26 protein-coding genes are annotated in these 24757 nt (G+C 66.1%); 13 read left to right on the forward strand and 13 right to left on the reverse strand.

Going from position 1 to position 24757, the window contains the following annotated elements:
* Window positions 1-8: 8 nt before the first annotated feature.
* Window positions 9-311 carry a WhiB family transcriptional regulator gene (locus K414_RS0101515; protein WP_027494329.1) on the reverse strand — a complete coding sequence of 101 codons (303 nt, stop codon included), beginning with the start codon at window positions 309-311 and terminating at the stop codon, window positions 9-11.
* A gap of 259 nt (window positions 312-570) precedes the next feature.
* Complete coding sequence (locus K414_RS0101520; RefSeq protein ID WP_027494330.1) at window positions 571-1131, reverse strand: gluconokinase; 561 nt, start codon at window positions 1129-1131, stop codon at window positions 571-573.
* An 80-nt stretch (window positions 1132-1211) separates the two neighbouring features.
* On the opposite strand from K414_RS0101520, the gene K414_RS0101525 reads away from it, so the two are divergent.
* A complete protein-coding gene (locus tag K414_RS0101525; protein WP_027494331.1) occupies window positions 1212-1955 on the forward strand; it encodes an FCD domain-containing protein in 744 nt (247 codons plus the stop codon).
* Window positions 1956-2014: 59 nt separating this feature from the next.
* A complete protein-coding gene (otsB, locus tag K414_RS0101530; protein ID WP_027494332.1) occupies window positions 2015-4567 on the forward strand; it encodes a trehalose-phosphatase in 2553 nt (850 codons plus the stop codon).
* A gap of 219 nt (window positions 4568-4786) precedes the next feature.
* Here the strand turns inward: otsB and K414_RS0101535 are convergent, their stop codons facing one another.
* A complete protein-coding gene (locus K414_RS0101535; RefSeq protein WP_027494333.1) occupies window positions 4787-5893 on the reverse strand; it encodes a LacI family DNA-binding transcriptional regulator in 1107 nt (368 codons plus the stop codon).
* A gap of 141 nt (window positions 5894-6034) precedes the next feature.
* Here K414_RS0101535 and K414_RS0101540 point away from each other — a divergent pair, with 141 nt between their 5' ends.
* The 6 genes from K414_RS0101540 to K414_RS0101565 are packed head-to-tail and all read left to right on the forward strand — an operon-like array spanning window position 6035 to window position 11024.
* Window positions 6035-7045: a zinc ABC transporter substrate-binding protein gene (locus K414_RS0101540; RefSeq protein ID WP_027494334.1), complete on the forward strand. Its 1011-nt coding sequence runs from the start codon at window positions 6035-6037 to the stop codon at window positions 7043-7045.
* Window positions 7046-7093: 48 nt separating this feature from the next.
* Window positions 7094-7927: a metal ABC transporter ATP-binding protein gene (locus K414_RS0101545; protein WP_027494335.1), complete on the forward strand. Its 834-nt coding sequence runs from the start codon at window positions 7094-7096 to the stop codon at window positions 7925-7927.
* Window positions 7924-8802, forward strand: coding sequence for a metal ABC transporter permease (locus tag K414_RS0101550; protein WP_027494336.1), 879 nt, complete (start codon window positions 7924-7926; stop codon window positions 8800-8802). Before K414_RS0101545 ends, K414_RS0101550 begins: the two co-directional genes overlap by 4 nt.
* A gap of 10 nt (window positions 8803-8812) precedes the next feature.
* Window positions 8813-9571, forward strand: a complete 759-nt coding sequence (locus K414_RS0101555; protein ID WP_027494337.1) for a 5-oxoprolinase subunit PxpA — start codon at window positions 8813-8815, stop codon at window positions 9569-9571.
* Window positions 9571-10173, forward strand: a complete 603-nt coding sequence (locus K414_RS0101560; RefSeq protein WP_027494338.1) for an allophanate hydrolase subunit 1 — start codon at window positions 9571-9573, stop codon at window positions 10171-10173. The genes K414_RS0101555 and K414_RS0101560 overlap by 1 nt, the downstream gene beginning before the upstream one ends.
* On the forward strand, window positions 10170-11024 hold the full coding sequence (locus K414_RS0101565) for a biotin-dependent carboxyltransferase family protein (RefSeq protein WP_027494339.1): 855 nt from the start codon (window positions 10170-10172) through the stop codon (window positions 11022-11024). The genes K414_RS0101560 and K414_RS0101565 overlap by 4 nt, the downstream gene beginning before the upstream one ends.
* An 18-nt stretch (window positions 11025-11042) precedes the next feature.
* On the opposite strand, the gene rlmB is transcribed toward K414_RS0101565, so the two are convergent.
* The 5 genes from rlmB to K414_RS0101590 are packed head-to-tail and all read right to left on the reverse strand — an operon-like array spanning window position 11043 to window position 15115.
* Window positions 11043-12026: a 23S rRNA (guanosine(2251)-2'-O)-methyltransferase RlmB gene (rlmB, locus tag K414_RS0101570; RefSeq protein ID WP_027494340.1), complete on the reverse strand. Its 984-nt coding sequence runs from the start codon at window positions 12024-12026 to the stop codon at window positions 11043-11045.
* A complete protein-coding gene (cysS, locus tag K414_RS0101575; protein WP_027494341.1) occupies window positions 12026-13441 on the reverse strand; it encodes a cysteine--tRNA ligase in 1416 nt (471 codons plus the stop codon). Before cysS ends, rlmB begins: the two co-directional genes overlap by 1 nt.
* A gap of 23 nt (window positions 13442-13464) precedes the next feature.
* Window positions 13465-13929: a 2-C-methyl-D-erythritol 2,4-cyclodiphosphate synthase gene (ispF, locus tag K414_RS0101580; protein WP_027494342.1), complete on the reverse strand. Its 465-nt coding sequence runs from the start codon at window positions 13927-13929 to the stop codon at window positions 13465-13467.
* The gene (gene ispD / locus K414_RS0101585; RefSeq protein ID WP_027494343.1) at window positions 13926-14591 is read right to left on the reverse strand and encodes a 2-C-methyl-D-erythritol 4-phosphate cytidylyltransferase; all 666 of its coding nucleotides are present in this window, start codon (window positions 14589-14591) and stop codon (window positions 13926-13928) included. The genes ispF and ispD overlap by 4 nt, the downstream gene beginning before the upstream one ends.
* 35 nt (window positions 14592-14626) lie before the next feature.
* Entirely contained in the window at window positions 14627-15115 is a 489-nt protein-coding gene (locus tag K414_RS0101590; protein WP_027494344.1) for a CarD family transcriptional regulator, read from the reverse strand.
* Between the two features lie 288 nt (window positions 15116-15403).
* On the opposite strand from K414_RS0101590, the gene K414_RS0101595 reads away from it, so the two are divergent.
* From K414_RS0101595 to disA, 3 genes are all read left to right on the forward strand, one after another.
* Complete coding sequence (locus tag K414_RS0101595) at window positions 15404-16012, forward strand: hypothetical protein (protein ID WP_027494345.1); 609 nt, start codon at window positions 15404-15406, stop codon at window positions 16010-16012.
* A 53-nt stretch (window positions 16013-16065) separates the two neighbouring features.
* Window positions 16066-17463, forward strand: a complete 1398-nt coding sequence (gene radA, locus K414_RS0101600; RefSeq protein WP_027494346.1) for a DNA repair protein RadA — start codon at window positions 16066-16068, stop codon at window positions 17461-17463.
* A 128-nt stretch (window positions 17464-17591) separates the two neighbouring features.
* The gene (gene disA / locus K414_RS0101605; protein WP_027494347.1) at window positions 17592-18677 is read left to right on the forward strand and encodes a DNA integrity scanning diadenylate cyclase DisA; all 1086 of its coding nucleotides are present in this window, start codon (window positions 17592-17594) and stop codon (window positions 18675-18677) included.
* Window positions 18678-18723: 46 nt separating this feature from the next.
* Here the strand turns inward: disA and K414_RS0101610 are convergent, their stop codons facing one another.
* From K414_RS0101610 to K414_RS0101620, 3 genes are all read right to left on the reverse strand, one after another.
* The gene (locus K414_RS0101610) at window positions 18724-19593 is read right to left on the reverse strand and encodes a hypothetical protein (RefSeq protein ID WP_027494348.1); all 870 of its coding nucleotides are present in this window, start codon (window positions 19591-19593) and stop codon (window positions 18724-18726) included.
* Window positions 19594-19608: 15 nt separating this feature from the next.
* Window positions 19609-20355, reverse strand: a complete 747-nt coding sequence (locus tag K414_RS0101615; protein ID WP_027494349.1) for a hypothetical protein — start codon at window positions 20353-20355, stop codon at window positions 19609-19611.
* Between the two features lie 111 nt (window positions 20356-20466).
* Window positions 20467-21093, reverse strand: coding sequence for a carbonic anhydrase (locus K414_RS0101620; protein ID WP_027494350.1), 627 nt, complete (start codon window positions 21091-21093; stop codon window positions 20467-20469).
* 121 nt (window positions 21094-21214) lie between these two features.
* On the opposite strand from K414_RS0101620, the gene K414_RS0101625 reads away from it, so the two are divergent.
* Window positions 21215-22099 (forward strand): A/G-specific adenine glycosylase, encoded by an 885-nt coding sequence (locus tag K414_RS0101625; RefSeq protein ID WP_027494351.1) that lies wholly within the window; start codon window positions 21215-21217, stop codon window positions 22097-22099.
* Here the strand turns inward: K414_RS0101625 and K414_RS0101630 are convergent.
* Both K414_RS0101630 and K414_RS25785 read right to left on the reverse strand, forming a co-directional pair.
* Window positions 22096-22905, reverse strand: a complete 810-nt coding sequence (locus tag K414_RS0101630; RefSeq protein ID WP_027494352.1) for an alpha/beta hydrolase — start codon at window positions 22903-22905, stop codon at window positions 22096-22098. The two genes, K414_RS0101625 and K414_RS0101630, sit on opposite strands and share 4 nt — an antisense overlap.
* On the reverse strand, window positions 22872-23648 hold the full coding sequence (locus K414_RS25785; RefSeq protein WP_051364884.1) for an alpha/beta hydrolase: 777 nt from the start codon (window positions 23646-23648) through the stop codon (window positions 22872-22874). The genes K414_RS0101630 and K414_RS25785 overlap by 34 nt, the downstream gene beginning before the upstream one ends.
* Before the next feature lie 131 nt (window positions 23649-23779).
* Between K414_RS25785 and K414_RS0101640 the strand changes: the two genes are divergently transcribed.
* Window positions 23780-24757 carry an IS481 family transposase gene (locus tag K414_RS0101640; protein ID WP_027494353.1) on the forward strand — a complete coding sequence of 326 codons (978 nt, stop codon included), beginning with the start codon at window positions 23780-23782 and terminating at the stop codon, window positions 24755-24757.

Raw genomic sequence — 24757 nt, forward strand, 5'->3', positions numbered from 1 at the left:
GGTTCCGATCAAGCGGTTCGGATGGCCCCTCGGTAGAAGTCGGCGCGATCGTGTGCAGACATTCCGCCCCACACGCCGTACGGCTCGTTCGCCTCGAGTGCGTGCTGACGGCATTGCTCGAGCACCGGGCACCGGCCGCAGACCTGCTTGGCGGTCTTTTCCCGAGTGGCGCGGGCGCGGCCTCGCTCCCCCTCGGGATGGAAGAACACGGACGAGTCGAGACCACGACACAGACCGTCGAGTTGCCAGTCCCAGACATCTGCATTGGGAACGGGAAGTTGGACCGGCCTGGCGGGTGCGCCTCGCACCATGAGCTGTCTCCTCACTGAAAAGTGAACAAGCTCACCTTCTCGCATTCGTCGTACTTTTACAAGTCCTTTCGGTCATTCGTAGTACTTAAAATCAAGCGCGCTTGCTTGGAATATGCACTTACCGGACACTCCGCCCCGGACCTCTGCCCTGTTTCGGCCCCCGGGTGTGGATCAATGTCCCATTGCCGCACTCTGACCGACTGAATCCCGCATTGATCCGAACCCGGGTGGGGAGCGAGAGGACCGAGGCAGCTAGCACTCAGTGGCTTTCGGACATTCCTGCGCGTTTTTCGAGTTCGACGAGGACGTGTTCAGCGATTTTGGTGGGCGGCGGGCCGATGTCGACGACGATGGCGTTCTCGTCGTCGCCGAGGGGTTCCAGGGTCGAGATCTGGGTGTCGAGCAGCGAGGACGGCATGAAGTGGTCCATCCGTGCATTCAGACGCCCGCTGATTCGGTCCTTGGTTCCGGCCAGGTGCACGAAGATCACCGGCGCCCCGTCCTTCGCCCCTGCGCTCAGTACGTCCCGATACGACCGTTTGAGTGCCGAGCACGTCACGATTCCCGATCGTCCTGTGCTGGTGTGGTCGGTGATCCACTCGGCGATGATGTCGAGCCAGGGCCATCGGTCCTCGTCGGTCAGGGGCTGACCCGACGCCATCTTCGCGACGTTGGCGTCCGGGTGCAGGTCGTCGCCCTCTTGGAGGTCCCACTTCAATGCTCCGGCGAGGATGCCCGCCACCGTGGATTTTCCCGATCCGGACACTCCCATCACCACGAGAACCGGATGGTGCGCTCTGCCTGTCTTCTCTGCTGCCATGCCTCGATACTGCTCCATCCGGTGCATCGGGATCGGACAGACGCGAGAAACCGGGCAACCCGTGGGACGATCGATCGGACATGACCGAGACCAATGATTTTCGCCAACTCCACGATTCGGTGCTCGACGAGCTCGGGCGCGACATCGTGAGTGGCGCGATCCCGAGTGGCACCCGAATCTCGGCCGACGACGTCGCCGTGCGGTTCGCCGTATCGCGAACCGTGGTGCGAGAAGTCGTTCGTGTTCTCGAGTCACTGGGCCTGCTCACCGTTCGGCGACGCGTCGGCATCACGGTGCTGGGTTCGCAGAACTGGAACTCCCTCGACCCGGTGGTCATCCGCTGGCAACTGGCCGGGCCTGCCCGCGCCGAGCAGCTGCTGCTGCTCAGCGAACTGCGGTCCGGTATCGAACCTTTGGCAGCCAAACTCGCTGCCCACCGAGCCACCCCCGAGCACTGCGGGGCGCTCACCGCTGCCGTCATCGGAATGTCGTCGACGTCGCGGTCCGCGGACTCGGAGGCCTACCTCGAACACGACTGCAACTTTCACCGCACGCTGCTGGAGGCGTCGGGCAATCCCATGTTGCGGTCGATGTCGGACATCGTCGTCGAGGTACTCGCCGGACGCACCCGCCATGCCTTGATGTCGCGGCAAGCAGACCCCGAGGCCATCCGGTTGCACGGAGTGGTCGCGTCCTCGATCCAGTCCGGTGACGCCGACGCCGCACAACGAGCGATGTTGGCCATCGTCACCAAGTCCGCGAGGTCGATGTCGGCTGCTTCCGGTGTGACGCCGTCGCCCGGTCTGGTTCCCGACCAGCAGTGATGCACCGGACGCACGAAGCCAGGTACGCCGAGACGAGGTTCATCGCCTAGATTCGACGCGTGACTGCTCTCGAATTGCCGCTCGAACTTCGCCGCGCACTCGTCGGAGTCGCTCGGACTCCGCGTTTGCTCGTCGCGTCCGATTACGACGGAACCATGGCTCCGATCGTCTCCGACCCGCAGAAGGCCTTCCCGCACCCCGAGTCCGTCAGCGCCATGCGCGGGCTCGCCTCCCTCGCCGGCACCAACGCTGCGGTCATCTCCGGCCGCGCTCTTCGCGATCTCGCGATCCTCTCGCGATTGCCGTCCGAGGTGCAGCTCGTGGGCAGCCACGGCAGCGAGTTCGACGCCGGGTTCGTCAACGCCATCGACGACGATGCCAAGAAGCTCCTCACCGTCATCACCGGCGAGCTCCAAGCCATCGCCGACGCCCATCCGGGCGTGAGTATCGAAACCAAGCCGGCCAGCGTCGCACTGCACGTGCGCAACGCCGAGCCCGCCGCGGGCGAGGAAGCCCTGGCCGCCGTGCGTTCCGGTGCTGCCGCACGCGACGGCGTCCAGGTGACCGAAGGCAAGTCCGTCATCGAGCTGGCCGTCATCATCACCGACAAGGGCGTCGCCCTCGATATCCTCAGACATCAGGAAGCCTCCACTGCCGCAGTCTTTTTCGGCGACGACGTCACCGACGAGAAGGCATTCGGCCACCTGCACGGACCCGACATCGGGGTCAAGATCGGACCGGGCGATACTCTCGCCGAGTTCCGCATCGACAGCACCGAGCATGTGGCACTGGCCTTGGCGTTCCTGCTCGAGGAGCGTCGGCAGTGGCTCTCCGGAGCCGACGCCCCGCGCATCGAACGACTGACGATGTTGGCCAGCCCCAACGCCGTCGCGCTGCTCACTCCCGATGCCGACGTCACCTGGCTCTGTCACCCCGAGCCCGATTCGGCAGCGGTGTTCGCACACCTGCTCGGCGGCGATCAGGCCGGACACTTCAGCATCGGGCCCGTCCGCGCATCGCTTCCGTTGAGCCAGCAGTACGTGGACGGCACGATGACCGTGCAGACCAAATGGGCCAGCCTGCAGGTCACCGACTACCTCCCGCACGACATCGGCCAGGGCCAGACCGCACTGACCCGCGTCATCACCGGCAAGGCACCGGCCATCGTCACGTTCGCGCCGCGTCCGGAGTTCGGAAAGGCGTGGGCGTCACTGGAACCCGACGTCGACGGACTGCGCATCCTAGGCACCGCGGACCCGATGGTCCTGCGCAGCCCCGGTGTCACCTGGAACATCGTCTCCGACGGATCCCAGCAGTCCGCCCACGCCGAGGTCGACCCGTCGAACGGGCCGATCGTTCTCGAATTGCGGCTCGGCACAGACGATCTGAGCGAGCACCCGTGGCCCGAGGTCGAACGGCGTCGAGCATCGGAGTCGTACTGGAAGGACTGGGCCGACGGCCTGAATCTGCCGCCGCTCAAACGCGACCTGATGAAGCGATCGGCCTTGACCTTGCGCGGCCTCGTGCACTCCGAGTCCGGCTCGATCATGGCGGCCGCCACCACCTCGCTGCCCGAAGACATTGGTGGAGTGCGTAACTGGGACTACCGATACTGCTGGCTGCGCGACGCTGCACTGACCGCGACCGCACTGGTCGACGTCGGATCGACAGCCGAGGCCGAGAACTACCTCTCGTGGATCCACGGGGTACTCGAATCGGTGTCGGGACCCGAACGCCTGCACCCGCTCTACACCATCTGGGGCCTGGGCCTGCCGCCCGAGGCCGTCATCGACGAGCTGCCCGGCTACGCGGGTTCACGTCCGGTCCGCGTGGGAAACGCTGCCAACCAACAGGTTCAGCTCGACGTCTTCGGCCCCATCGTCGAATTGGTGTCCGCCCTCGCACACGCCCGCAAAGCCGCGGGGTCGGAGAACGGCCTGTCCGACGACGACTGGGACCTCGTCCGCGCGATGGTCGAAGCCGTCGAGCGACGCTGGTTCGAACCCGATCACGGCATCTGGGAAATCCGAGACAATCCCCGCCACCACGTCTACTCGAAGGTGATGGGCTGGACGACGGTGGACCGCGCCATCGGTCTGGCCGAAACCTTCGGTCGCACAGCCGAATCGAGCTGGTCCGAGCTTCGTGACACCATCCGAGAAGAAGTGCTCGCCAACGGCTGGAACGACGAAGTGCAGTCCTTCACCGCCGCATACGACGGCACCGACCTCGACGCCGCGACGCTGTACATCGGCCTGTCCGGACTGATCGAGCCGTCGGACCCACGTTTCGCAGCCACCGTCACCGCAACCGAAGCCGAACTGCGCAGTGGATCGACGGTCTACCGCTACCGCCACGACGACGGTCTGCCCGGCGGCGAAGGCGGATTCCACCTGTGCGCAGCGTGGCTCGTCGAGGCATACCTGCTGGTGGGCCAACGCGCCGAGGCCGAGGCTCTGTTCGCTCAACTCGTCAGCGCCGCCGGACCGACCGGACTGCTCAGTGAGGAATACGACCCGATTGCCGAACGCTCTCTCGGCAACCACCCTCAGGCCTACAGTCACCTGGGTCTGCTGCGTTGCGCGAGATTGCTCAGCGCTCAGCCCGTCTGACCCCCACCCCCGGTTCACTCCTCCCCAGTTGGGATCAATGCGCCTTTGTTGCAGTCAGACTGACTGAAACCCACATTCATCCCGAACGGGGTTCCGGCCGACACTGAATGAATGTGGCTTTGTTGCACTCTGAGTGACTGAAACCCACATTGATCCCAAAAGGGGCGCAGATCTGGGGCGCAAATCTGGGGTGAGCGGCCAAACGGGCGACGGTAAAGGTCAGGCGATTGCGGGCGGTTGAGCCGGCGGCGGTGCTGCGGTGCGGCCGCGGAAGAGTTCGGTCGGGAGGGTTTCGGCGGCGACGATGCCCGAGTGCGAGGACGAGAGCACCAGTTTGCCTGCGCGGCGGCCTTTTTCCTCGGCGTCCTGGCGCACGGTGGTCAGGTTCTCGCGAATGGCGTCGGAGATGCCGTCGAATCCGGTGACCGAGAGTTGGCTCGGCACATCGATTCCCGAGACTCTGGCGAAGTTGAGTGCACCGAGGGCGATGACGTCGGTGGTGCAGAGCAGTGCGGTGGTCTCGCGGTTGGCCTGTAGTGCCTGGGCTGCGGCGGAGTGGCCGGAGCGCACGGTGTGGTCGAATCGTTCGACGACGGTGAGGGTGTCGGGGTCGAGTCCGGCGTCGACAATGGCTGCCTGGACGCCGGCGATGCGTTCACGTTGGACGTGGAAGTGACTGTCGGCCAGCCGCCCCGGGGGTACGACGCCATCGCGGCGGTCGCGTCCGAGCCGCATGCACAGCACTGCAAGATGCTCGTGTCCCAGCGAGATCAGATGTGCGGCGAGCATTTTCATGGCGACGCGGTCGTCGATTGCGACGAGGGCGGCCTCGGGGATGTTGCGGGGTTGGTCGCACACGACGATGGGTAGGTGTCGTTCGCGCACTGCGGCCAGGTAGGGGTCGTCGTCGGCGACGGAGTAGACGACGAATCCGTCGACTCCTGCTTGTTGGACGACGGCTGCGGCTTGGACGTCGTCGCGTTCGGCTCCGGCGGGGATGAGCAGCAGTCCTTGTCCTGCGGCCTCGCAGGATTCGGCGAGACCGGCGAGGAAGCTCATGGCGGCGGGGTCGCGGAAGGAGTAGCTGAGGGCTTCGGTGAGCAGTAGTCCGATGGCTCCGGCTTTGCGGGTGCGCAGCGATCGCGCGACCGGGTCCGGGCCTGCGTAACCGCGTCGCTTGGCTGCCTGGAGGACGCGTTCGCGCAGTTCGGGCGAGAGTTGATCGGGTCGGTTGTAGGCATTCGAGACGGTGGTTCGCGATACCTTCAGCTCGGCTGCGATCGACGCCAACGTCGCTTGACGTCGGGGCTCGCTTGACCTGGCCATAACCGGGACGTTAGTCCCACACCACGCTGCAGTGAAAATCGAGGTTGGGCTCGTCCGATTCGATACCGAGCCCGCCCGAGAGCTAGAGTACAACGGTAACGGTTTCCATTAGCGTCAAGCCCTGCCTTCAGGAGTACATCGATGTCGTCCTTCCACCGCCCGTCTCGGGTCAAGAGCTCGGCCCTCATCGGCCTGACCTGCGCTGCTGCGCTGGCACTGACCGCGTGCAGCTCGAACGAGCCGACGAGCACCGAGTCCGCTCCGGCCAACCCCGTCGACGGTCCGATCACGATCGTCGCGTCCACGAACGTGTGGGGCAGCGTTGCCGAGGCCGTTGCGGGCGACCTGGCCACCGTGAAGTCGATCATCGCCGACCCGTCGGCAGATCCACACTCGTACGAGGCGAGCCCCGGTGACGCCGCCGCGGTTGCCGAGGCGTCCTTGGTGGTCTACAACGGCGGTGGCTACGACCAGTTCATCGAGGACATCCTCGGCTCCGAGGGCAAGGACGTGCCGTCCGTCGATGCCTTCACGTTGCTCGACGCGGACCACGATCACGACTCCGAGACGACGTCCGAGGCAGCAACCGAGCCCGCTACCGAAGACGGCCACTCGCACGGCGAGGTCAACGAACACGTCTGGTACAACGCCGAGGTCGCAGCGCACACCGCCGAGGAGATCGCCGACAAGCTCGGTCAACTCGACCCGGACAACGCCGCGCAGTACACCGCCAACGCCGAAACGTTCCACGAGCAGATCCACGCCATCACCGACGTGACGGACCGGATCGCCGCCGAGTTCCCGAACGCACCGGTGGCCCAGACCGAACCGATCGCGCACTACCTCCTCGAAGAGTCCGATCTCGACGACCGCACTCCCGAGGACTTCAAGGACGCCATCGAGGAGGGCAACGACCCGTCGCCCGCATCGATCGCCTCGACACGGGATCTGTTCACGTCCAAGTCCGTCCGCGCGCTGGTCTACAACACTCAGACCGAAGACGCTGTCACACAGGACATTCGCACCACCAGCGAGGCTGCGGGCATCCCCGTCGTCGAGGTCACCGAAACTCTGCCCGCCGGGATGACGTTCATCGAGTGGCAGACCAAGGCCGCGACGGACCTGCAGGCCGCGCTCAGCACCAACCCGTGAGCCGATCCGCCTCCAGATCGGTGGGCAGCTGATGGAAAGCTGTAACGCATGCCTGCTGTAGAACTGCGCGATGCCGGACTGGCCTTCGGCGACCGCACACTCTGGCAGAACCTGGATCTGTCCGTCGCGGCGGGCGAGTTCGTCGCCGTCCTCGGCCCCAACGGGTCGGGTAAGACGTCGTTGCTCAAGGTGCTGCTCGGTCAGAACCACCTCACGTCCGGCACCGCGTCGATCGGCGGCAGTCCCGTTCGCCGCGGCCAGTCGGGCGTGGGGTACGTCCCCCAGCAACGCAACATCGACGACGATCTGCCGCTACGCGGACGCGATCTCGTCGGTCTGGGCTGGGACGGCCACAAATGGGGCATGGGACTGCGCGGCATGCGGCAGCGCAAGGAGACGGTGCAGCGCGCCATCGATCAGGTCGACGCCAATTCCTTCGCCGGCGCACCGGTCGGCTCGATGTCCGGTGGTGAACAGCAGCGACTGCGGATCGCCCAGGCACTCGTCGGCGATCCGTCGGTACTGCTGTGCGACGAGCCCCTGCTCAGCCTCGACCTCGCCAACCAATCGTTGGTCTCCGGCCTCATCGATCGCCGACGGCGGGAGCACGACACAGCCGTGCTGTTCGTGACGCACGAGATCAACCCGATCCTCCCGCTCGTCGACCGCGTCGTCTACATCGTCGACGGCCGGTTCCGGATCGGGACTCCCGAGGACGTCATGACCACCGAGGTGCTGTCCGAGCTGTACGGCACCGAGGTCGAGGTGTTGAAGGTTCGCGGTCGGCTCGTCGTCGTCGGAACCGGCGACTCGATCGATGCGCTCGGCTCGGCCGGCGCCCACCATCCACCCGTACCGCACGACGGAGAAGACAAGGCATGAACGAGAAGGTTCTCGACGCATTCTCGAAAATGCTCGACTTCGACACCACGGCGAATCTGCTGAGCTACGACTTCGTTCAGCAGGCGTTGATCGCCGCTGCCATTCTCGGATTGCTCGCCGGTGCGCTCGGACCGCTCATCGTCAGTAGACAGTGGGCCTTCGCGGTACACGGATCGAGTGAGCTCTCCCTCACCGGTGCGTCCGCTGCACTGCTCGTCGGTATCACCGTCGGACTCGGGGCCATCGTCGGATCCGTCGTCGCCGCGGTGATGTTCGCCCTGCTCGGCAACAAGGCCCGCGACCGTGACTCGGTCATCGGCGTCATCATGTCGTTCGGCCTCGGCCTGTCGGTGCTGTTCATCTGGCTGTACCCGGGCCGAACCGGCACCAGCTTCTCGTTGCTCATCGGCCAGATCGTCGGCGTCGGGCAGAGCGGAATCCAGCTGCTGCTGGTGTGCGCCGTTCTCGTGCTGATCGTCCTCACCGTCGTGTACCGCCCGCTGTTGTTCGCCAGCACCGACCCCGAGGTGGCCCTGGCCCGCGGCGTCCCCGTTCGCGCACTCTCGGTCGTGTTCGCCGTACTCGTCGGTGTTGCCTGCGCACTCGGCGTGCAGATCGTCGGCGCGCTGCTGGTGCTCTCGCTGCTCATCACGCCTGCCGCGGCCGCCGCGCGGGTCACGGCCAGCCCGCTGAAGGCGACGCTGCTGTCCATCCTCTTCGCCGAGATCGCCGCTGTCGGTGGCATCTTGCTCTCGCTCGCTCCGGGGCTCCCGGTCTCGACTTTCGTCACGACCATCTCGTTCGTCATCTACCTCCTCTGCCGCGGCATCGGGGCAACCCGCAAGGCCAATTCGGGACGGCTCGTCGCCGCCTAGACTGTCCAAGGTGACGGCCATCGATCTCAACGCCGATCTCGGCGAAAGCTACGGTGCGTGGACTCTGGGCGACGACGACGCGATGCTCGCAGTGGTGTCCAGTGCCAACGTCGCGTGCGGCTTTCACGCCGGTGATCCGACCACTCTGCTGCGCACGTGTCGCTCGGCTGCGAACGCAGGCGTGCGGATCGGGGCTCAGGTCGGCTATCAGGACCTCGCCGGATTCGGTCGACGCTTTCTCGACGTCGCCCCCGCAGACCTCACCGCCGACGTGATCTACCAGATCGGTGCCCTCGACGGCCTTGCCCGAGTGGCCGGTTCGGCCGTCACGTACGTCAAACCGCACGGTGCGCTGTACAACGCGATCGTGCATCACCGCGAGCAAGCGAAAGCCGTCGCCGAGGCAGTAGCCGCGTACGACCCGCACCTGCCGGTACTCGGACTGCCCGGTTCGGCATTCCTCGACGAAGCCGAACGCGTCGGGTTACGCACGGTCGCAGAGGCTTTCGCCGATCGCGCCTACACCCCACAGGGAACTCTGGTCTCGCGCTCGGAACCGGGAGCCGTGCTCGGCGATCCCGAGGCGGTCGCCGAGCGGGTACTGACGATGATCACCGACGGTACGGTCGAGGCGGTGGACGGCACAACGGTCGAAGTCCGCGCCGAATCGATCTGCTTGCACGGCGACTCCCCCGGCGCGGTGGCGATGGCGAATGCCGTGCGGGACCTGTTGCGCGTCAACGCTGTCGATATCGCCTCCTTCGTCTGATGCGCCTCCTCCCCGCAGGCGAGAACGCGCTGCTGATCGAGTTCGCCGACCTGCCCGAGACCATGTCGTACAACCGGTCCATGGTCCGCCAACGGCCGGACGCGGTCGTCGATCTGGTTCCTGCCGCCCGCACCGTGCTGGTGATCTTCGACGGGGCACCGGCACCGATACTCGAGTGGGTCGCGGCGCTGGAACCCGCTGTCGACGACCCCACTGCCGCATCCGAGGCGGTCACGATTCCCGTCACCTACGACGGCGCTGATCTCGACGACGTCGCCCGCCTGACGGGCCTGTCTGTCGCCGAAGTGGTTGCAGCGCATACGGAACAGACCTGGACGGTCGCGTTCGGAGGCTTCGCGCCCGGCTTCGGCTACCTCGTCGGCACCGACACCCGACTGCACGTGCCGCGACGTGATTCACCGCGCACCAGCGTCCCGGCAGGCGCAGTGGGTCTGGCCGGCGAGTTCTCCGGCATCTACCCGCGATCCTCACCCGGGGGATGGCAATTGATCGGCCGCAGCGACGTGACGCTGTGGGACAGTGAGCGCACTCCACCGGCACTGCTCACACCCGGCACCACCGTCAGATTCGAGTCGACATGAGGACCCTGACCGTCCTGCAGACGGGTCCGCTGTGCACCGTCCAGGATCGTGGACGACGTGGCCACGCGGCGGTGGGCGTCGGACGATCCGGTGCAGCGGATCTCCGTTCACACGATGCGGCAAACCGTCTGGTGGGCAACGACTCCGGGGCCGCCACCCTGGAAGTGACGTTCGGTGGCCTGCAGGTCCGAGCCGAGTTCGACGCCGTCATGGCCGTCACCGGAGCGCACGTGATCTGCCGCGTGGACGGCACCGTGCAGGGACCGCATTCGACGCTCGTGGTCCGAGCCGGGCAGGAGTTGACTCTGTTGCCGCCCTCATCGGGTCTGCGCAGCTACCTCGCCGTCCGAGGAGGCATCGACGTCCCTCCGGTTCTCGGCAGCAGATCGACGGACACGATGTCGGGCCTCGGGCCCGCTCGACTCTCCCCCGGCACGGTGCTCCCGGTCGGCGACGCCACAGACCATTGGCCTGCAGCGGATTTCGTAGTACCACCGCCGATTCGACAAACACTGCACATCACATTCGGCCCGCGCGATGACTGGTTCACCGAGCATGCCCGATCGGTCCTGGTGCAGCAGCCCTGGACGGTCACGCAGGATTCGGATCGCGTCGGCATCAGGCTCGACGGTGCGGAGCCCTTGGCCCGCGCGGTCGACGACGAATTGCCCAGCGAGGGAATGGTTCTCGGGGCACTACAGGTGCCGCCCTCGGGACAGCCGGTGTTGTTTCTCGCCGACCATCCCGTCACGGGCGGCTATCCGGTGATCGCCGTCGTCACCGCGGACGATGTGTCCGCCGCCGCGCAACTGACCCCCGGAACGCGGATCCAGTTCCACGCTGCCGGTTGATCCAGGCCCCGCGCAACCTCAGCCTCGACGCTGACGCGCGATGTCGGCCAGCACGACGCCAGCAGCGACGGATGCGTTGAGCGATTCCACCGGCCCGGCCATCGGGATCGACAGGATGTGGTCACAGGTCTCGCTGACCAGACGCGAGAGGCCCTTGCCCTCGGATCCGACGACGATGACGACCGGGCCCTTACCGTCGAAGGTGTCGAGGTCGGTGTCGCCGCCTGCGTCGAGGCCGACGACGGTGACGCCCTTGGACTGCCAATCCTTCAGTGTGCGAGTCAGATTGACCGCCCGCGCGATGGGCAGTCGGGCTGCGGCACCGGCGCTGGTGCGCCAGGCCACCGCCGACACGCTGGCGCTGCGACGCTGCGGAATCACGACGCCGTGACCACCGAACGCGGCCACCGAACGCACGACGGCACCGAGGTTGCGCGGGTCGGTGATGTTGTCGAGCGCCACGAGCAGTGCGGGTTCCTGGTGCGTGCGCGCGTTCGAGATCAGATCGTCGGGGTGCGCGTAGCGGTACGGCGGCACCTGCAGGGCGAGGCCCTGGTGCAGTCCGTTGGCGCTGAGCTTGTCCAGATCGGAGCGAGGCACTTCGAGGATGGAGATCCGCGCATCGCCTGCACGCTGCACGGCTTCCTTGAGTCGATCGTCGCTGTCGGTACCGACGGCAACCCACAGGGCGGTGGCCGGAACGCCTGCACGCAGGCACTCGACGACCGGGTTGCGCCCGAGTACCACCTCGGGACCGTCTTCGGCCTTGCGTCCGGCCGGGCGTCCACCCGCGCGTCCTCCGGTGGTAGCGCCGCGGTTCTGCGCGGACTTCTCGGCGAGCTTGGCCCGACGCGCTGCGGGATGCTTGGTGCGCTCGGAGGCGGGGGGCGTTGCACCGCGGCCCTCGAGGCCCTTACGACGCTTGCCTCCGGATCCGGCGACCTGCCCCTTCTTGGTGCCGTCCTTGCGGATTGCGCCGCGCCTACTCGAATTGCCTGCCATCACAAACCTGCTTCGTCGGTCTTGCTCGTACCCAGCGACCATTCGGGCCCGTTGGGTGTATCTGTCACATCGACTCCGGCTTGCGCCAGTCGATCGCGTATCTCGTCGGCGACGGCCCAGTCCTTGGTCGCCTTCGCCGTTGCTCGACGCTCCAGCTCGGCCTCGACGAGAACGCCGAGTGCACCGAGAGCTGCTGCATCCGAACCACTGTCGCTCGACCAGTGCGGATCGAGGGGGTCGACACCGAGGATGTCGAGCATCGCCCGCACACTGCCCGCATGCTCCACGGCTGCCGGTAGGTCACCGGACTCGAGGGCGGTGTTGCCGAGGGTGACGGTGGCGTGAATCTCGGCCAACGCTTTGGGCACACCGAGATCGTCGTCGAGAGCCGCGGCAAACCCGGCGGTCCACTTGCCCATCGGTACGTCACCGGCACGTTCGACGGCTCGCCGGACGAACCCTTCGATGCCCCGGTACGTCACCGCCGCGGTCTCGAGCGCAGTGTCGGAGTATTCCAGCATCGAGCGATAGTGCGCGCCACCGAGGTAGAACCGAAGTTCTTGCGGCCGAACCTTTTTGAGCACGTTGGGTACCGAGAGGACGTTGCCGAGAGACTTGGACATCTTCTCGCCGCCCATCGTCACCCAGCCGTTGTGCAGCCAGTAGCGCGAGAAGCCGTCGCCGGCCGCCATGGATTGAGCCCGCTCGTTCTCGTGATGCGGAAACACCAGATCGAGTCCGCCACAATGGATGTCGAAGTCCGCGCCGAGGTACGTCTCCGCCATCGCCGAGCACTCGAGATGCCAGCCGGGACGGCCTGGACCCCACGGCGTCGGCCACGAGGGCTCGCCGGGCTTGGCACCCTTCCACAGTGTGAAGTCGCGAGGATCGCGCTTGCCCTCGGCAACGCTCTCGCCCTGGTGTACGTCGTCGAGCTTGTGACCGGACAACGCGCCGTAACTCGGGAAACTCTGTACGTCGAAGTACACGTCTCCGCACGAATCGGCATACGCGTGCCCACGCTCGATCAGCCGCTCGATCATCTGAACCATCTGAGTGATGTGGCCCGTCGCACGCGGTTCGGCGGACGGCGGCAGCACACCGAGTCGGTCGTAGGCCCAGGTGAACGAACGCTCGTACGTTGCCGCCCACTCCCACCACGGACGACCGGCGTCGCGCGCCTTGTTCAGGATCTTGTCGTCGATGTCCGTCACGTTGCGAACGAAAGCGACGTCGTAGTCGTGTGCCAACAGCCAGCGGCGCAGGACGTCGAACGCCACTCCGCTGCGTACGTGGCCGATGTGAGGCTCACCCTGCACCGTTGCCCCACACAGGTACACCGATACATGGCCAGGGACCAAGGGGGTGAATTCCCGCAGGGCCCTCGTCTCGGTGTCGTGTAGGTGAAGGGTCACGACCAGCAATGCTACCGGTGGTTTTACCTCGTCATGACAAGTGCGGTCGCGACGGCCGCGATTCCTTCGCCGCGACCGGTCAGCCCGAGCCCATCGGTGGTGGTCGCGGACACCGACACCGGTGCACCGAGCACACCCGAGAGAACGTCCTGCGCCTCGACGCGGCGCGGTCCGATCTTGGGCCGATTACCGATGATCTGCACCGCAGCGTTGCCGACCGCAAACCCGTCGGCGTCGAGCAACCGTCGTACCTCGGTCAGCATCGCGGCTCCACTGACCCCGTCCCACTCCGGACGCCCGGTACCGAAGACCGACCCCAGATCGCCCAGGCCCGCAGCGGACAGCAGGGCGTCACACAGCGCGTGCGCGGCGACGTCGCCGTCGGAGTGGCCCTCGAGACCGTCCGCGTCCTCGAAGAGCAGTCCGGCCAGCCAGCAGGGTCGGCCGGGAGCGATGGGGTGGACGTCGGTGCCGATGCCGACTCTCATAGGAGCGCCTCTGCCAGTAGTAGGTCGTGCGGAGTGGTGATCTTGAATGCGAGCGCGTCGCCGACGATGGTGTGCACCGTCTCGCCGATGCGCTCGACCAGTCCCGCATCGTCGGTGGAGATGTCGGTAGCGGCGGCATAGGCGCGACGCAGGACGTCGGCGTCGAAGCCCTGCGGGGTCTGGACCGCACGCAGACTCGCGCGATCGGGCGTGCCGACCACAGCGCCCATGAGGTCGACTTCCTTGACGGTGTCGACGACGGGCAGCACCGGGATGACCGCTGGTCGTCCGGCTCGGACCTCGGCGACGACGCGGGCGATCAACCCGGGCGGGGTGAGAGCGCGAGCGGCGTCGTGGACCAGCACGACGGAAGCGTCTCCGACGACGGCGAGACCGGCGCGCACCGAATCGGTGCGTTCGCGGCCGCCTGCCACGACGATGACGTCGTCGCCGACGAGCCCGCGGGCCGCGTCGAGCAGATCGACGGGCACGATGACGACGATGCGGTCGACGGCACCCGAGGCACGCAGTCCGTCCACGGACCGCGCGAGAAGAGAGTCGGTACCCAGACAGACGAAAGCCTTCGGCTCGTCGTGTCCGAGCCGAAGGCCTTTACCTGCTGCGGGTACCAGGGCGACAACGTCGCCGGCGGTACCGTTCACGCTACGAAGCTGCTCATTCTGCGAAGCTGCTCACTCTACGAAGCGGTGGCGAGAACTTCGTCGAGCATGGTGTCGGCCTTGGCCTGGTCGGTTCCCTCGGCCAGTGCCAACTCGCCGACGAGGATCTGACGCGCCTTGGCGAGCATCCGCTTCTCGCCTGCCGACAATCCACGATCCTGTTCGCGACGCCATAGATCACGAACGACCTCTGCCACCTTGTTCACGTCACCGGAAGCCAGCTTCTCCAAGTTGGCCTTGTAGCGACGCGACCAGTTGGTGGGCTCTTCGGTGTGCGGTGCGCGCAGCACCTGAAAGACTTTGTCGAGGCCTTCTTGCCCGACGACATCGCGAACGCCGACGTACTCGGCATTGTCCGCGGGGACTCGAACGGTGAGGTCGCCTTGCGCGACCTTGAGAACCAAGTACTCTCTCGGTTCACCCTTGATGGTGCGTGTCTCTATCGCTTCGATCAGCGCCGCTCCGTGATGGGGGTAAACGACGGTGTCTCCGACCTTGAAAATCATGTGACAAGTGCCCCTTTCGATTTATCCAGAATACCACGCCCAATATCAACGGCGCAGGTCAGGGGCACAGTGCTGCCGAATCAGGGGTTGACACAGACCGTTCGACGTGTATCCGATGCCACATTTCGGCCGCGGTCGTAACACCCCCGTTCCGTGCGGAAGGCTGCCCTACCTGGCGCATCGTGAGCAGTGGCGGACCCCACGAGCGGTCGGTGGACGAGAACTACTACTCTGCCTAGTGGACGAGATGGACCGAGCCGGCCCGGCACCACATGGAGGACGACCGAAGTGACTGCAATCGACGCTGCGACACCGCTTGGCCGCCATCGCAGAACGGCCGCCGCCCTCGCGCTTCTCGCTGGTGGCACCCTCGTGCTCACCGCCTGCGGCGCAGGTCAGATCTCGCAGACGGCCACTCAGGTCGCGGCGGTCAACGGCAATTCCGTCGACGTCGGAGACATTCAGCTTCGCAACGTGCACGTCGTGTACCCCTCCTCCGAGGAGTACAGCATCGAGCCCGGCGGCACCGTCGAGCTCGGGTTCACGGCCATCAACGCCAACCCCGCCGTGGCGGACGAGCTGACCGGGATCTCCTCTCCCGAGGCTCAGGTCACCATCGTCGACGAGGCAGAACCGGGCAGCACCGAGATCGCTCCGCTGACCGCGCTCGGTGCCGGATCACCCGCCGACACGCAGCTGGACGATCCTCTGCTTCCGATCCAGCTCATCAAGGTCGAGATGGCCGACATCAGCGAGAACGTGCGCCCGGGCCTGACGCTGCCGGTCACCTTCGAGTTCGCCAATGCGGGCGATGTTGTCGTCAACGTCCCCGTCGACGCCGGTCACGAACTCGAGCGCTCCGAAGAGGCAGTCTCCGAGCACAGCGGCGGGCACTGACCCCTCCGCACGAGGTCACCGGACCTGTCGGTGCCGATCGTTAGGCTTCCGACGTGGTCAAACTGAAGTCGAGCTACCGCTGCTCCGCGTGTCATCATTCGGTCTCCAAGTGGGTCGGTCGGTGTCCCGAATGCGGCGACTGGGGCTCGATGGACGAGGTCCAGGCCACCGCGGCACCGCTCACGTCGCGCGCAGGTGCATCGGCGCTCCGCTCGGGCGGCGGTGCCATGATCCCGACGACGCCCGCAGCTGCACTGACGACCATCAGCAGCGCAACCTCGCAGGCGAACACCACCGGCATCGACGAGTTCGATCGTGTCCTCGGCGGCGGTCTGGTCCCCGGTTCGGTCGTTCTGCTGGCCGGTGAGCCGGGCGTCGGCAAGTCGACGCTGCTGCTCGAGGTGGTGCATCGGTGGGCGCGTTCGGCTCCCGATCGCCGCGCGCTCTACGTCACCGGCGAGGAATCGGCAGGGCAGGTTCGGCTGCGGGCAGACCGTACCGGCGCGGTGCACGAGCGCGTCTTTCTCGCCGCCGAGTCCGATCTGGCAACCGTGTTCGGACATGTGGAACAGGTCAAGCCCAGCCTGTTGATCGTCGATTCGGTGCAGACGATGCTCGCCGCCGACGTCGACGGCGTCATCGGCGGTGTCACTCAGGTCCGCGCCATCACCAGTGCGTTGACCACGCTGGCCAAGACCACCGGAGTCGCCGTTCTGCTCGTGGGGCACGTGACGAAGGAAGGCGCGGTGGCAGGTCCACGCTCGCTCGAACACCTCGTCGACGTGGTCCTCAACTTCGAGGGCGACAAGCACTCCACGCTGCGCATGATTCGCGGCGTCAAGAACCGGTTCGGCGCCTCGGACGAGGTGGGCTGCTTCGAATTGCGGGAGACCGGAATCGTCGGCATCAGTGACCCGTCCGGGCTGTTCCTGCATCACCGCAACGACGCCGTCCCCGGGACCGCCGTCACCGTCACGATGGACGGCAAGCGACCGCTGCTGGCCGAGTTGCAGGCACTGATCGTCGACACCGCGATGCCGTCACCGCGACGCGCGGTCAGCGGACTCGATCACGCCCGTGTCGCGATGATTCTGGCCGTCCTGGAACGCCGGTGCGGCGTGAAGGTGTCCAAGGCCGAGGTCTATGCCGCGACGGTCGGCGGGATGCGCACGAGTGAGCCGTCCGCAGATCTGGCTCTGGCAGCTGCGGTGGCGTCGGCGGTGCGTGATCAACCGTTGCCCGCAGGAATGGTGATTCTGGGGGAAGTAGGGCTCGCCGGCGAGGTACGACGCGTCGCCGGGCTCGGGCGCCGCCTCGCCGAGGCAGCCAGACTGGGGTTCAACTACGCCATCGTCCCCGAGGACGCGGGCCCCATCCCGCCCGGCATCAAGGTCAAAACCGTCACCAACGTCGGCGAGGCCCTGACGTACACGCGTATGCGGCCGGTATGACACCGGGCGGTACCCTTTACGGCGCTGCCCGTGTGCAACGGCGTGGCCCGCATTCGGCGGCGCGTTAGTCTTTGTTGGGCACGAGCTCCAGATCTGCCGCATGCCGTTACGACACGAGGGGGTTGGCCATGGAAGGCGCCGCGCAGTCCCCGGCGTTACGCGAGACCATCGCTCGACTGGCACCGGGCACCGCCCTGCGGGACGGTCTCGAACGAATCCTGCGCGGCCGCACCGGCGGATTGATCGTCCTGGGCTACGACGAAGAGGTCGAGGCCATCTGCGACGGCGGGTTCGAGCTCGATGTCGAGTTCGCGCCGACACGACTGCGCGAGCTGTCGAAAATGGATGGCGCAGTAGTGCTTTCGACCGACGGGCAGCGCATCGTTCGGGCCAATGTTCAGCTCGTCCCCGACCACAAGATTCCTACCGTCGAATCCGGCACCCGACACCGCGCGGCCGAGCGAACCGCGATGCAGACCGGGTATCCCGTTGTCTCCGTGAGCCAGTCGATGAGCATCGTCAGTGTCTACATCAGCGGCATCAGGCACGTCGTCGAGGGCTCAGCCACCATCCTCTCGCGCGCCAATCAGGCCGTCGCCACGCTCGAGCGATACAAGGCCCGGCTCGACGAGAACACGCGTCAGCTCTCGGTCGTGGAGATCGAAGATTTCGTGACCCTGCGCGACGCGTTGACCGTCGCCCAGCGCCTCGAGATGGTGCGACGGGTGTCGGTGGAAATCGAGCAGAACGTCCTCGAACTCGGCACCGACGGCCGTCAGCTCGCTCTTCAGCTCGAAGAGTTGTTGGGCGACAACGACATCGACCGTCAACTGATCGTGCGCGACTATCTCGCCGGCAACGAACCGTCGAGCACCACCGGTGTGGAGAAAGCGCTCGCGGCGCTGGACAAGCTGACCGATGTCGACCTGTTGGACCTGACGACTCTGTCCCGGGCATTCGGTTATCCCGCGACCATCGAAGCGTTGGACACCCCGATGAGTCCGCGCGGTTATCGCGTACTGACGCGAGTGCCGCGGTTGCAGTTCAGCCAGATTCACCGACTCGTGGGCGCATTCGGCACTTTGCAGGGCCTGCTGGCCGCAACCGCCGCCGATCTGCAGTCGGTCGACGGCATCGGCGGCCTGTGGGCCAGACACATTCGTGAGGGACTGTCCCGCTTGGCAGAGGCCTCGATCTCCGGGCCCTACGACTAGGAAGCGCTACGACCCTACCCGGGACCACTGGGAGAACCGGTAACCCCTACCGCTTCTTGGTCCCCGGGAGGAAACCAGCGTCGATCACGGCTTTCACGTAGGGCCGTGCGCTCGTGATCAGCTGCTCCGCATCCGGAACGGTCTTCCACACTGCCGAAGCCATGGCGTCGGTGCGCTCCTCGATGTGCCGATCGAGAGCGGTGCCGGCCTCGGTCAACGTCTCCCCCTCGGCAGAAGTGGTGAGCAGTCCCCGGACGGCGAGTCGTTCTGCAGCCGAATCCCATTCGGTCTCGGACCACTGTCGCGTCAGCTGTGTGATGCGCTTGCCGAGCGCTCGACGCCCGGGCTGTGGTGTCGGGCGGACGGCTTCGTGAAATACCGCTGCTTCCGCGGGGTCGAGTTCCGCGTCGATCAACGCGGCGAGGTGGCCGTCGCCCCGCCATTCACGCAGCACGGTGATCGAATGCCACAGGGCGAGATGAGGCACGTCGGGTCGTTCGGTGGAATGCCATGCTGCTGCGAGAGGACGGCCGGCGAAGGACGCCGCGTCGCCGATGCTGCGTAATCGCTCCGCGATGGTCGCGAGATCGGGCTCGGAGGCCAAGGAACCCAATGCTGCGCCGAGGACGGAGTCGAGCAGTGCCCACCGACGATCGGACACCGCATCCAGACCGACGGCCACAGCGGCCGGCCACGCCTGCTCGATCAACACCGGGTTGAAGTTGTAGAACGCAGCCGCGACGACGCTGGGCGCGCACGGACCCATCGGCGCGGCCCGTGCGCCCACGTACCAGGCATGTCCGTCGAGTCCGGTGTCCTCGTACGCAGATCCGAGTTCCGGATTGAAGTACGCGGTCACATGGAAGGGTTCGAGCGTCGTGTAGGCCGCTCGGGCAAGCGCTGTCGGGGTGGTCATGAGATTCGACCGTACTCAGCCGGTGATGTTGAACGGTTCCGGCACGCTCTTGAGCTCGCCGAGCTGCGCGATGGCCTGGTATGCACCGACGCCGACCGGGACGCGCTCTTCACCGCAACCGGGAACCGAGTTGGTGCCCGACCACTTCACCGTGAAGCCGGCCTGCTCACCGGGCTTGAAGGTTCGCAGATCCGACGCAGCGTTCGGGAAGCAGTCGATGTTGGACCAGATGCGCTGATTGTCGAGCGTGTAGACGAGTGCCTGCTGCAACCCGGCACCGACGTCGCGCTGGCACTCCGCTGACCCGATGTTGGTGATCACGACGGTGAACACGGGCTCTTCGCCGAGGCGATAGGTGGCCTTCTCGGGCGTCACCTTGATCGCGAGGGACTGATCCGGGCACTGGTTGGCGATCGCCGGAGCGGGCGCACCACTGGTCGTTGCTGCTGTCGTGCCACCGCCGGCCGCGGAGTCGGTACCGCCGCCCGAACCACCGGACCCACCGGAACCGCCCGATCCCTCACCCGAACCACCGGAGCCACCCGAACCACCGGGCGTGGCAGACGAGCTGGGCGACGGCAGGGCGGACGTGGTCGCCGGAGCTGCGACCCCGGCCGGAGCGGCCTCGGGGTCGTCGGAACGACCGCTGAGCGAGGCGATGAACCACACGATCAAGCCGAGGACGACAACGGCCGCACCGATGGCGAGTGCGCGGCGTCGCCAATAGATTTCGGGAGGCAATGGCCCGGTCGGTTCCAACACGAATCAACCGTATGCGGCCGAAGCCTGGCTATCCCTGAGCCCACGCGGCGTGTCGCACCGGCGAACGGGCTTTCGGGGGCTGCCGGACCGTCAGGCGGGCTGCTCGACCGTTCAGGCGGGCTGTTCGCCGATGTCGCCGATGACCTCGCGAAGCTGCGCACGCCCCTTGGACAGCTGGTACGTGAGTCCGACGATCGCCAGCTCGCCGGCTTCGACCTTCTCGGCGACGATGCGCGAACGCTGCATCAGCAGGTTGCCGGTTTCCTGGACGTGGCGCGCCTCGAACTCGTCGACGGCTTCGTGGCCGTCGCGTCGGGCCGAGAGCACCGACGGGGTGACGCGCTCGACGACGTCGCGGATGTAGCCGCCGGGCACGTCACCGCTCTCGAGTGCGTCGACGGTCGCCTGGACGGCACCGCAGTGGTCGTGTCCGAGCACGACGATCAGCGGAGCATTGAGCACCGCGACGCCGTACTCGATGGAGCCCAGAACAGCGGAATCGACGACGTGGCCGGCGGTGCGAACGACGAACATGTCGCCGAGGCCCTGATCGAAGATGATCTCGGCGGCGACGCGTGAGTCGGCGCAGCCGAACAGGATGGCCCCGGGGTGCTGAGCGCTCTCGAGCCGGGCGCGGTCCTCGATCCCCTGCGACGGATGCAGGACCTCTCCGGAGACGAACCGTTGGTTGCCTTCCTTGAGTGACTTCCAGGCAGCGATCGGATTCGAAGCAGGCATAGCTCTCATTGTGCACGCGCAGCGGGTTACCGGCGAGTCGGGTGCACGCGCAGAGGGTTACCGGCGAGTCGGGTTCACTACTGTTGGTACCCGTCACAGACACGAGAAGAAGGGCGCACAGTTGCCGATCGATCCCGAGGCCCTGCTCGGATGGTTCGATACCGACGGACGCGACCTGCCGTGGCGTCGTCCGGGAGTGACCGCATGGCAGATCCTGATGAGCGAGATCATGCTGCAGCAGACGCCCGTCGTGCGGGTGGCTCCCATCTGGGAGCAGTGGGTGCAGCGGTGGCCGCTCCCCTCGGCGATGGCCGCGTCGTCGCAGGCCGAGGTGCTGCGGGCGTGGGGGAAGCTGGGGTACCCGCGTCGCGCATTGCGTCTGCACGAGTGTTCTCGGGTGCTTGCCGAGGACTACTGCGACGAGGTTCCGCGGGACGTCGACACCCTGCTCGGCCTGCCCGGCATCGGGGCCTACACGGCCAGGGCGGTGGCGACTTTCGCCTACGGCCAGCGAGTTCCGGTGGTGGACACCAATGTTCGACGCGTCGTCGCGCGTGCGTTGCACGGCAACGCCGAGCCTGGAAATCCCTCGACGACAAGGGATTTGGCCGACGTCGAACAACTGCTTCCGGTCAGCGTGCCCCGCGCCGCCCGGTATTCGGCGGCATTGATGGAGCTCGGCGCGCTCATCTGCACCGCCAAGAATCCGGCGTGCCTGCTGTGCCCACTTCCCGAGTGCGCCTGGATCGAGGCCGGGCGGCCTGCGCACACCGGCCCGGCGAAGAAGGTGCAGAAATTCGCCGGAACCGATCGACAGGTACGCGGCAAACTGATGTCGGTCCTGCGGGAGAGCACCGGGCCGGTGGAGCGGGCTCAGCTCGACATCGTCTGGCCCACCGACCCAACCCAGCGTGACCGCGCGTTGGACTCACTGTTGACCGACGGCTTGATCGAGCAGACCGAATCGGGCTTGTTCGCGCTGGCCGGTGAGGGTTCGGACAGCTAGGACGACAGAAACTCCACCAGAGTCGCATTGACGGCGTCGGGTCGTTCAAGGTAGCCGAAGTGGCCCGTATCGGCGATTTCGACGTAGCGCGCACCGGGTATCGCCGCAGCCACTTCACGACACTGCTGCACCGGAATGAGCCGGTCGTCGGCAAATCCGACGACGAGCGACTTGGCCGAAATTCGGCGATACGCTATCAATCTGTCTGTGCCGGCACGCATTTCGAGTCCGATCTGCGCCCGCATACCGGCCGTCTTCTTGCCGCCGGAGTATTCGAGCACCGCCAGCCAGTCGCCGATCGCTGCCTCGTCGGCCAAGGTCTTGGGCGAGAAGTTCTGCATCGCAGTCATCGCCGCCCGGTACGAGGCCGGAAGTTCGACTCCGGCGTCGAACAGGTCTTTCTCACCCTTCGTCAACTGCTGACGCATTGTGGTGTTTTTGCCGTAGGTGGCCATCATCACTGCGTGCGACACCAGATCCGGCCGCGCCAACGCCAATTCCTGGGTCACGCGTGCGCCCATCGACGTGCCGACGACGCGCACCTTTCCGCCGCCGAGATGTTCGATCAAGGCGGCGGTGTCTGCGACCAGGTCGTCGAGCGTCATCCCGCGCGCACACTCGGACGACGGTGCGATACCGCGATTGTCGAATGTGACCACGCGATATCCGCTCTTCACCAGCGCGGGAACCTGATGGGTTCGCCAGACGCGGCCCGGGCTTCCCGTTCCCATCACCAGAACCACGAGCGGTCCGTCACCGGTGACGTCGTAGTTCAGGTCGATTCCGTTGAGCTGTGCGAGCGGCATTCGGATGATCCTAGTGTGCGCAGGAACCCCTCGACGGCGTCGCGATACCGCTCCGGGGCTTCGTCGTGAACGAGATGCGCCGCACCCTCGACTCGGACGTACACCGATCCGGGCTTGGCCGAGTGCATTCGGCTCATCTGTCCGGCCGGCGTGATGGTGTGCTCACCTTCGATCAACAGAACCGGAGCACGGACGGCATCCCATTCGTTCCAGAAGTGCCGCGTCCCCCACTCCTGCGAAATGGCCTCGAACGTATCGACGTCACCGTGCAGTCGCCAGCCGTCGTCGCTGAGCTCGAACGAATCCAGAAAGTACTGTCCGGCAACATCTCCGAAGAAGGCGCGTACCGCGTCGGCGTCCGGGAACGGTTGCGGCCACGCCCGGATCATCGCCGCCCAGCCGTCCGCCGTTCGACCGCGAAAGTCCGGCGCGATGTCTTCGACGACGAGCGCGGTGACCAGATCGGGTCGCCGCGCAGCCGCACACCAGCCGTGCAGCGCTCCCATCGAATGACCGACCAGCACACTGGGACCCACTGTTTCGAGGTGCTCGATCAGGTCGTCCACGAACGCCTCGGTCGTCAGTTCGGGCGGCGGAGGCCGACGGTGGCCCGGGGCGTCGTAGGTGTGCACCCGCCCGAATTCTCGGAGCCACGGAATCTGGCGTCGCCACGTCGTCGCACTGCCCATCAGCCCGTGCAGCAGCAGTATCGAACGGCCGGATCCACCCTCGTCGTAGAGCATCACCGCCGAGCATATCGGCGGGGTAGTTGTAATGAGCAGGGACGTTGTGGACGGCGTGGCAGCGACAGATAGGTGAGGACCTCCGGTATCGGTGTGGTTACCACAACTGCACCGACAACCGAGAGGTCCTCGTGTCACACGCTAATGCCTTGCTCACCCCGAAGGGGCGATTGAAACTCGCGGCATCGATTGTCGACGACGGATGGTCGATCCGCCGAGCGGCCGAACGATTCCAGGTTTCACCGACCACAGCCAAGAAATGGGCCGACCGCTACCGCACCGGCGGCCCACCGGCAATGGCCGACCGCTCGAGCAGACCCCACCACAACCCGAACCGGACACCGACCCGCACCGAACGCCGAATCATCAACCTGCGCTTCCTCCGCCGGTGGGGACCACACCGCATCGGCTACCACCTACACATGCCGCACAGCACCGTCTCAGCGGTCCTGCGCCGCTACAAGATGCCGCTGCTTCGCCACCTCGACCAGAACACCGGACTTGCTGTACGACGCCCGCAGCCGCATCGCTACGAGCATCCCGCTCCCGGGGATCTGATCCACATCGACATCAAAAAGCTCGGCCGAATCCCCGACGGCGGCGGACATCGCAAGCTCGGCCGCGCGATCGGAAAGCGGCACAACAAGAAACAGGGCCGCGGTTACTCCTACGTCCATCACGCTGTCGACGATCACAGCCGGCTCGCGTATTCGGAGATTCTCGGTGATGAACGCAAAGAAACCGCCTCGGGGTTCTTCGAGCGCGCCAAAGCCTACTTCGCTGCCCATGACATCACGATCGCGCGTGTGCTGACCGACAACGGATCCTGTTACCGCTCAACACTGTTCGCGCAGACCCTAGGCCCTGGAATCAAGCACAAGCGAACCAGGCCGTATCGGCCGCAGACCAACGGCAAAGTCGAACGATTCAACCGAACCCTCAACCAGGAATGGGCCTACGCGAACACCTACCTCTCCGACGAAGCCAGAGCGGCGACCTACCAAGACTGGATCCATCACTACAATCACCACCGACCCCATACCGGCATCGGCGGCAAGTCACCCATCGAGCGACTGACCGTCCACAACGTCCCCGGGAAGAACAGGTAG

The sequence above is a fragment of the Rhodococcus sp. JG-3 genome (assembly GCF_000482405.1).
GTDB lineage: Bacteria > Actinomycetota > Actinomycetes > Mycobacteriales > Mycobacteriaceae > Rhodococcoides > Rhodococcoides fascians.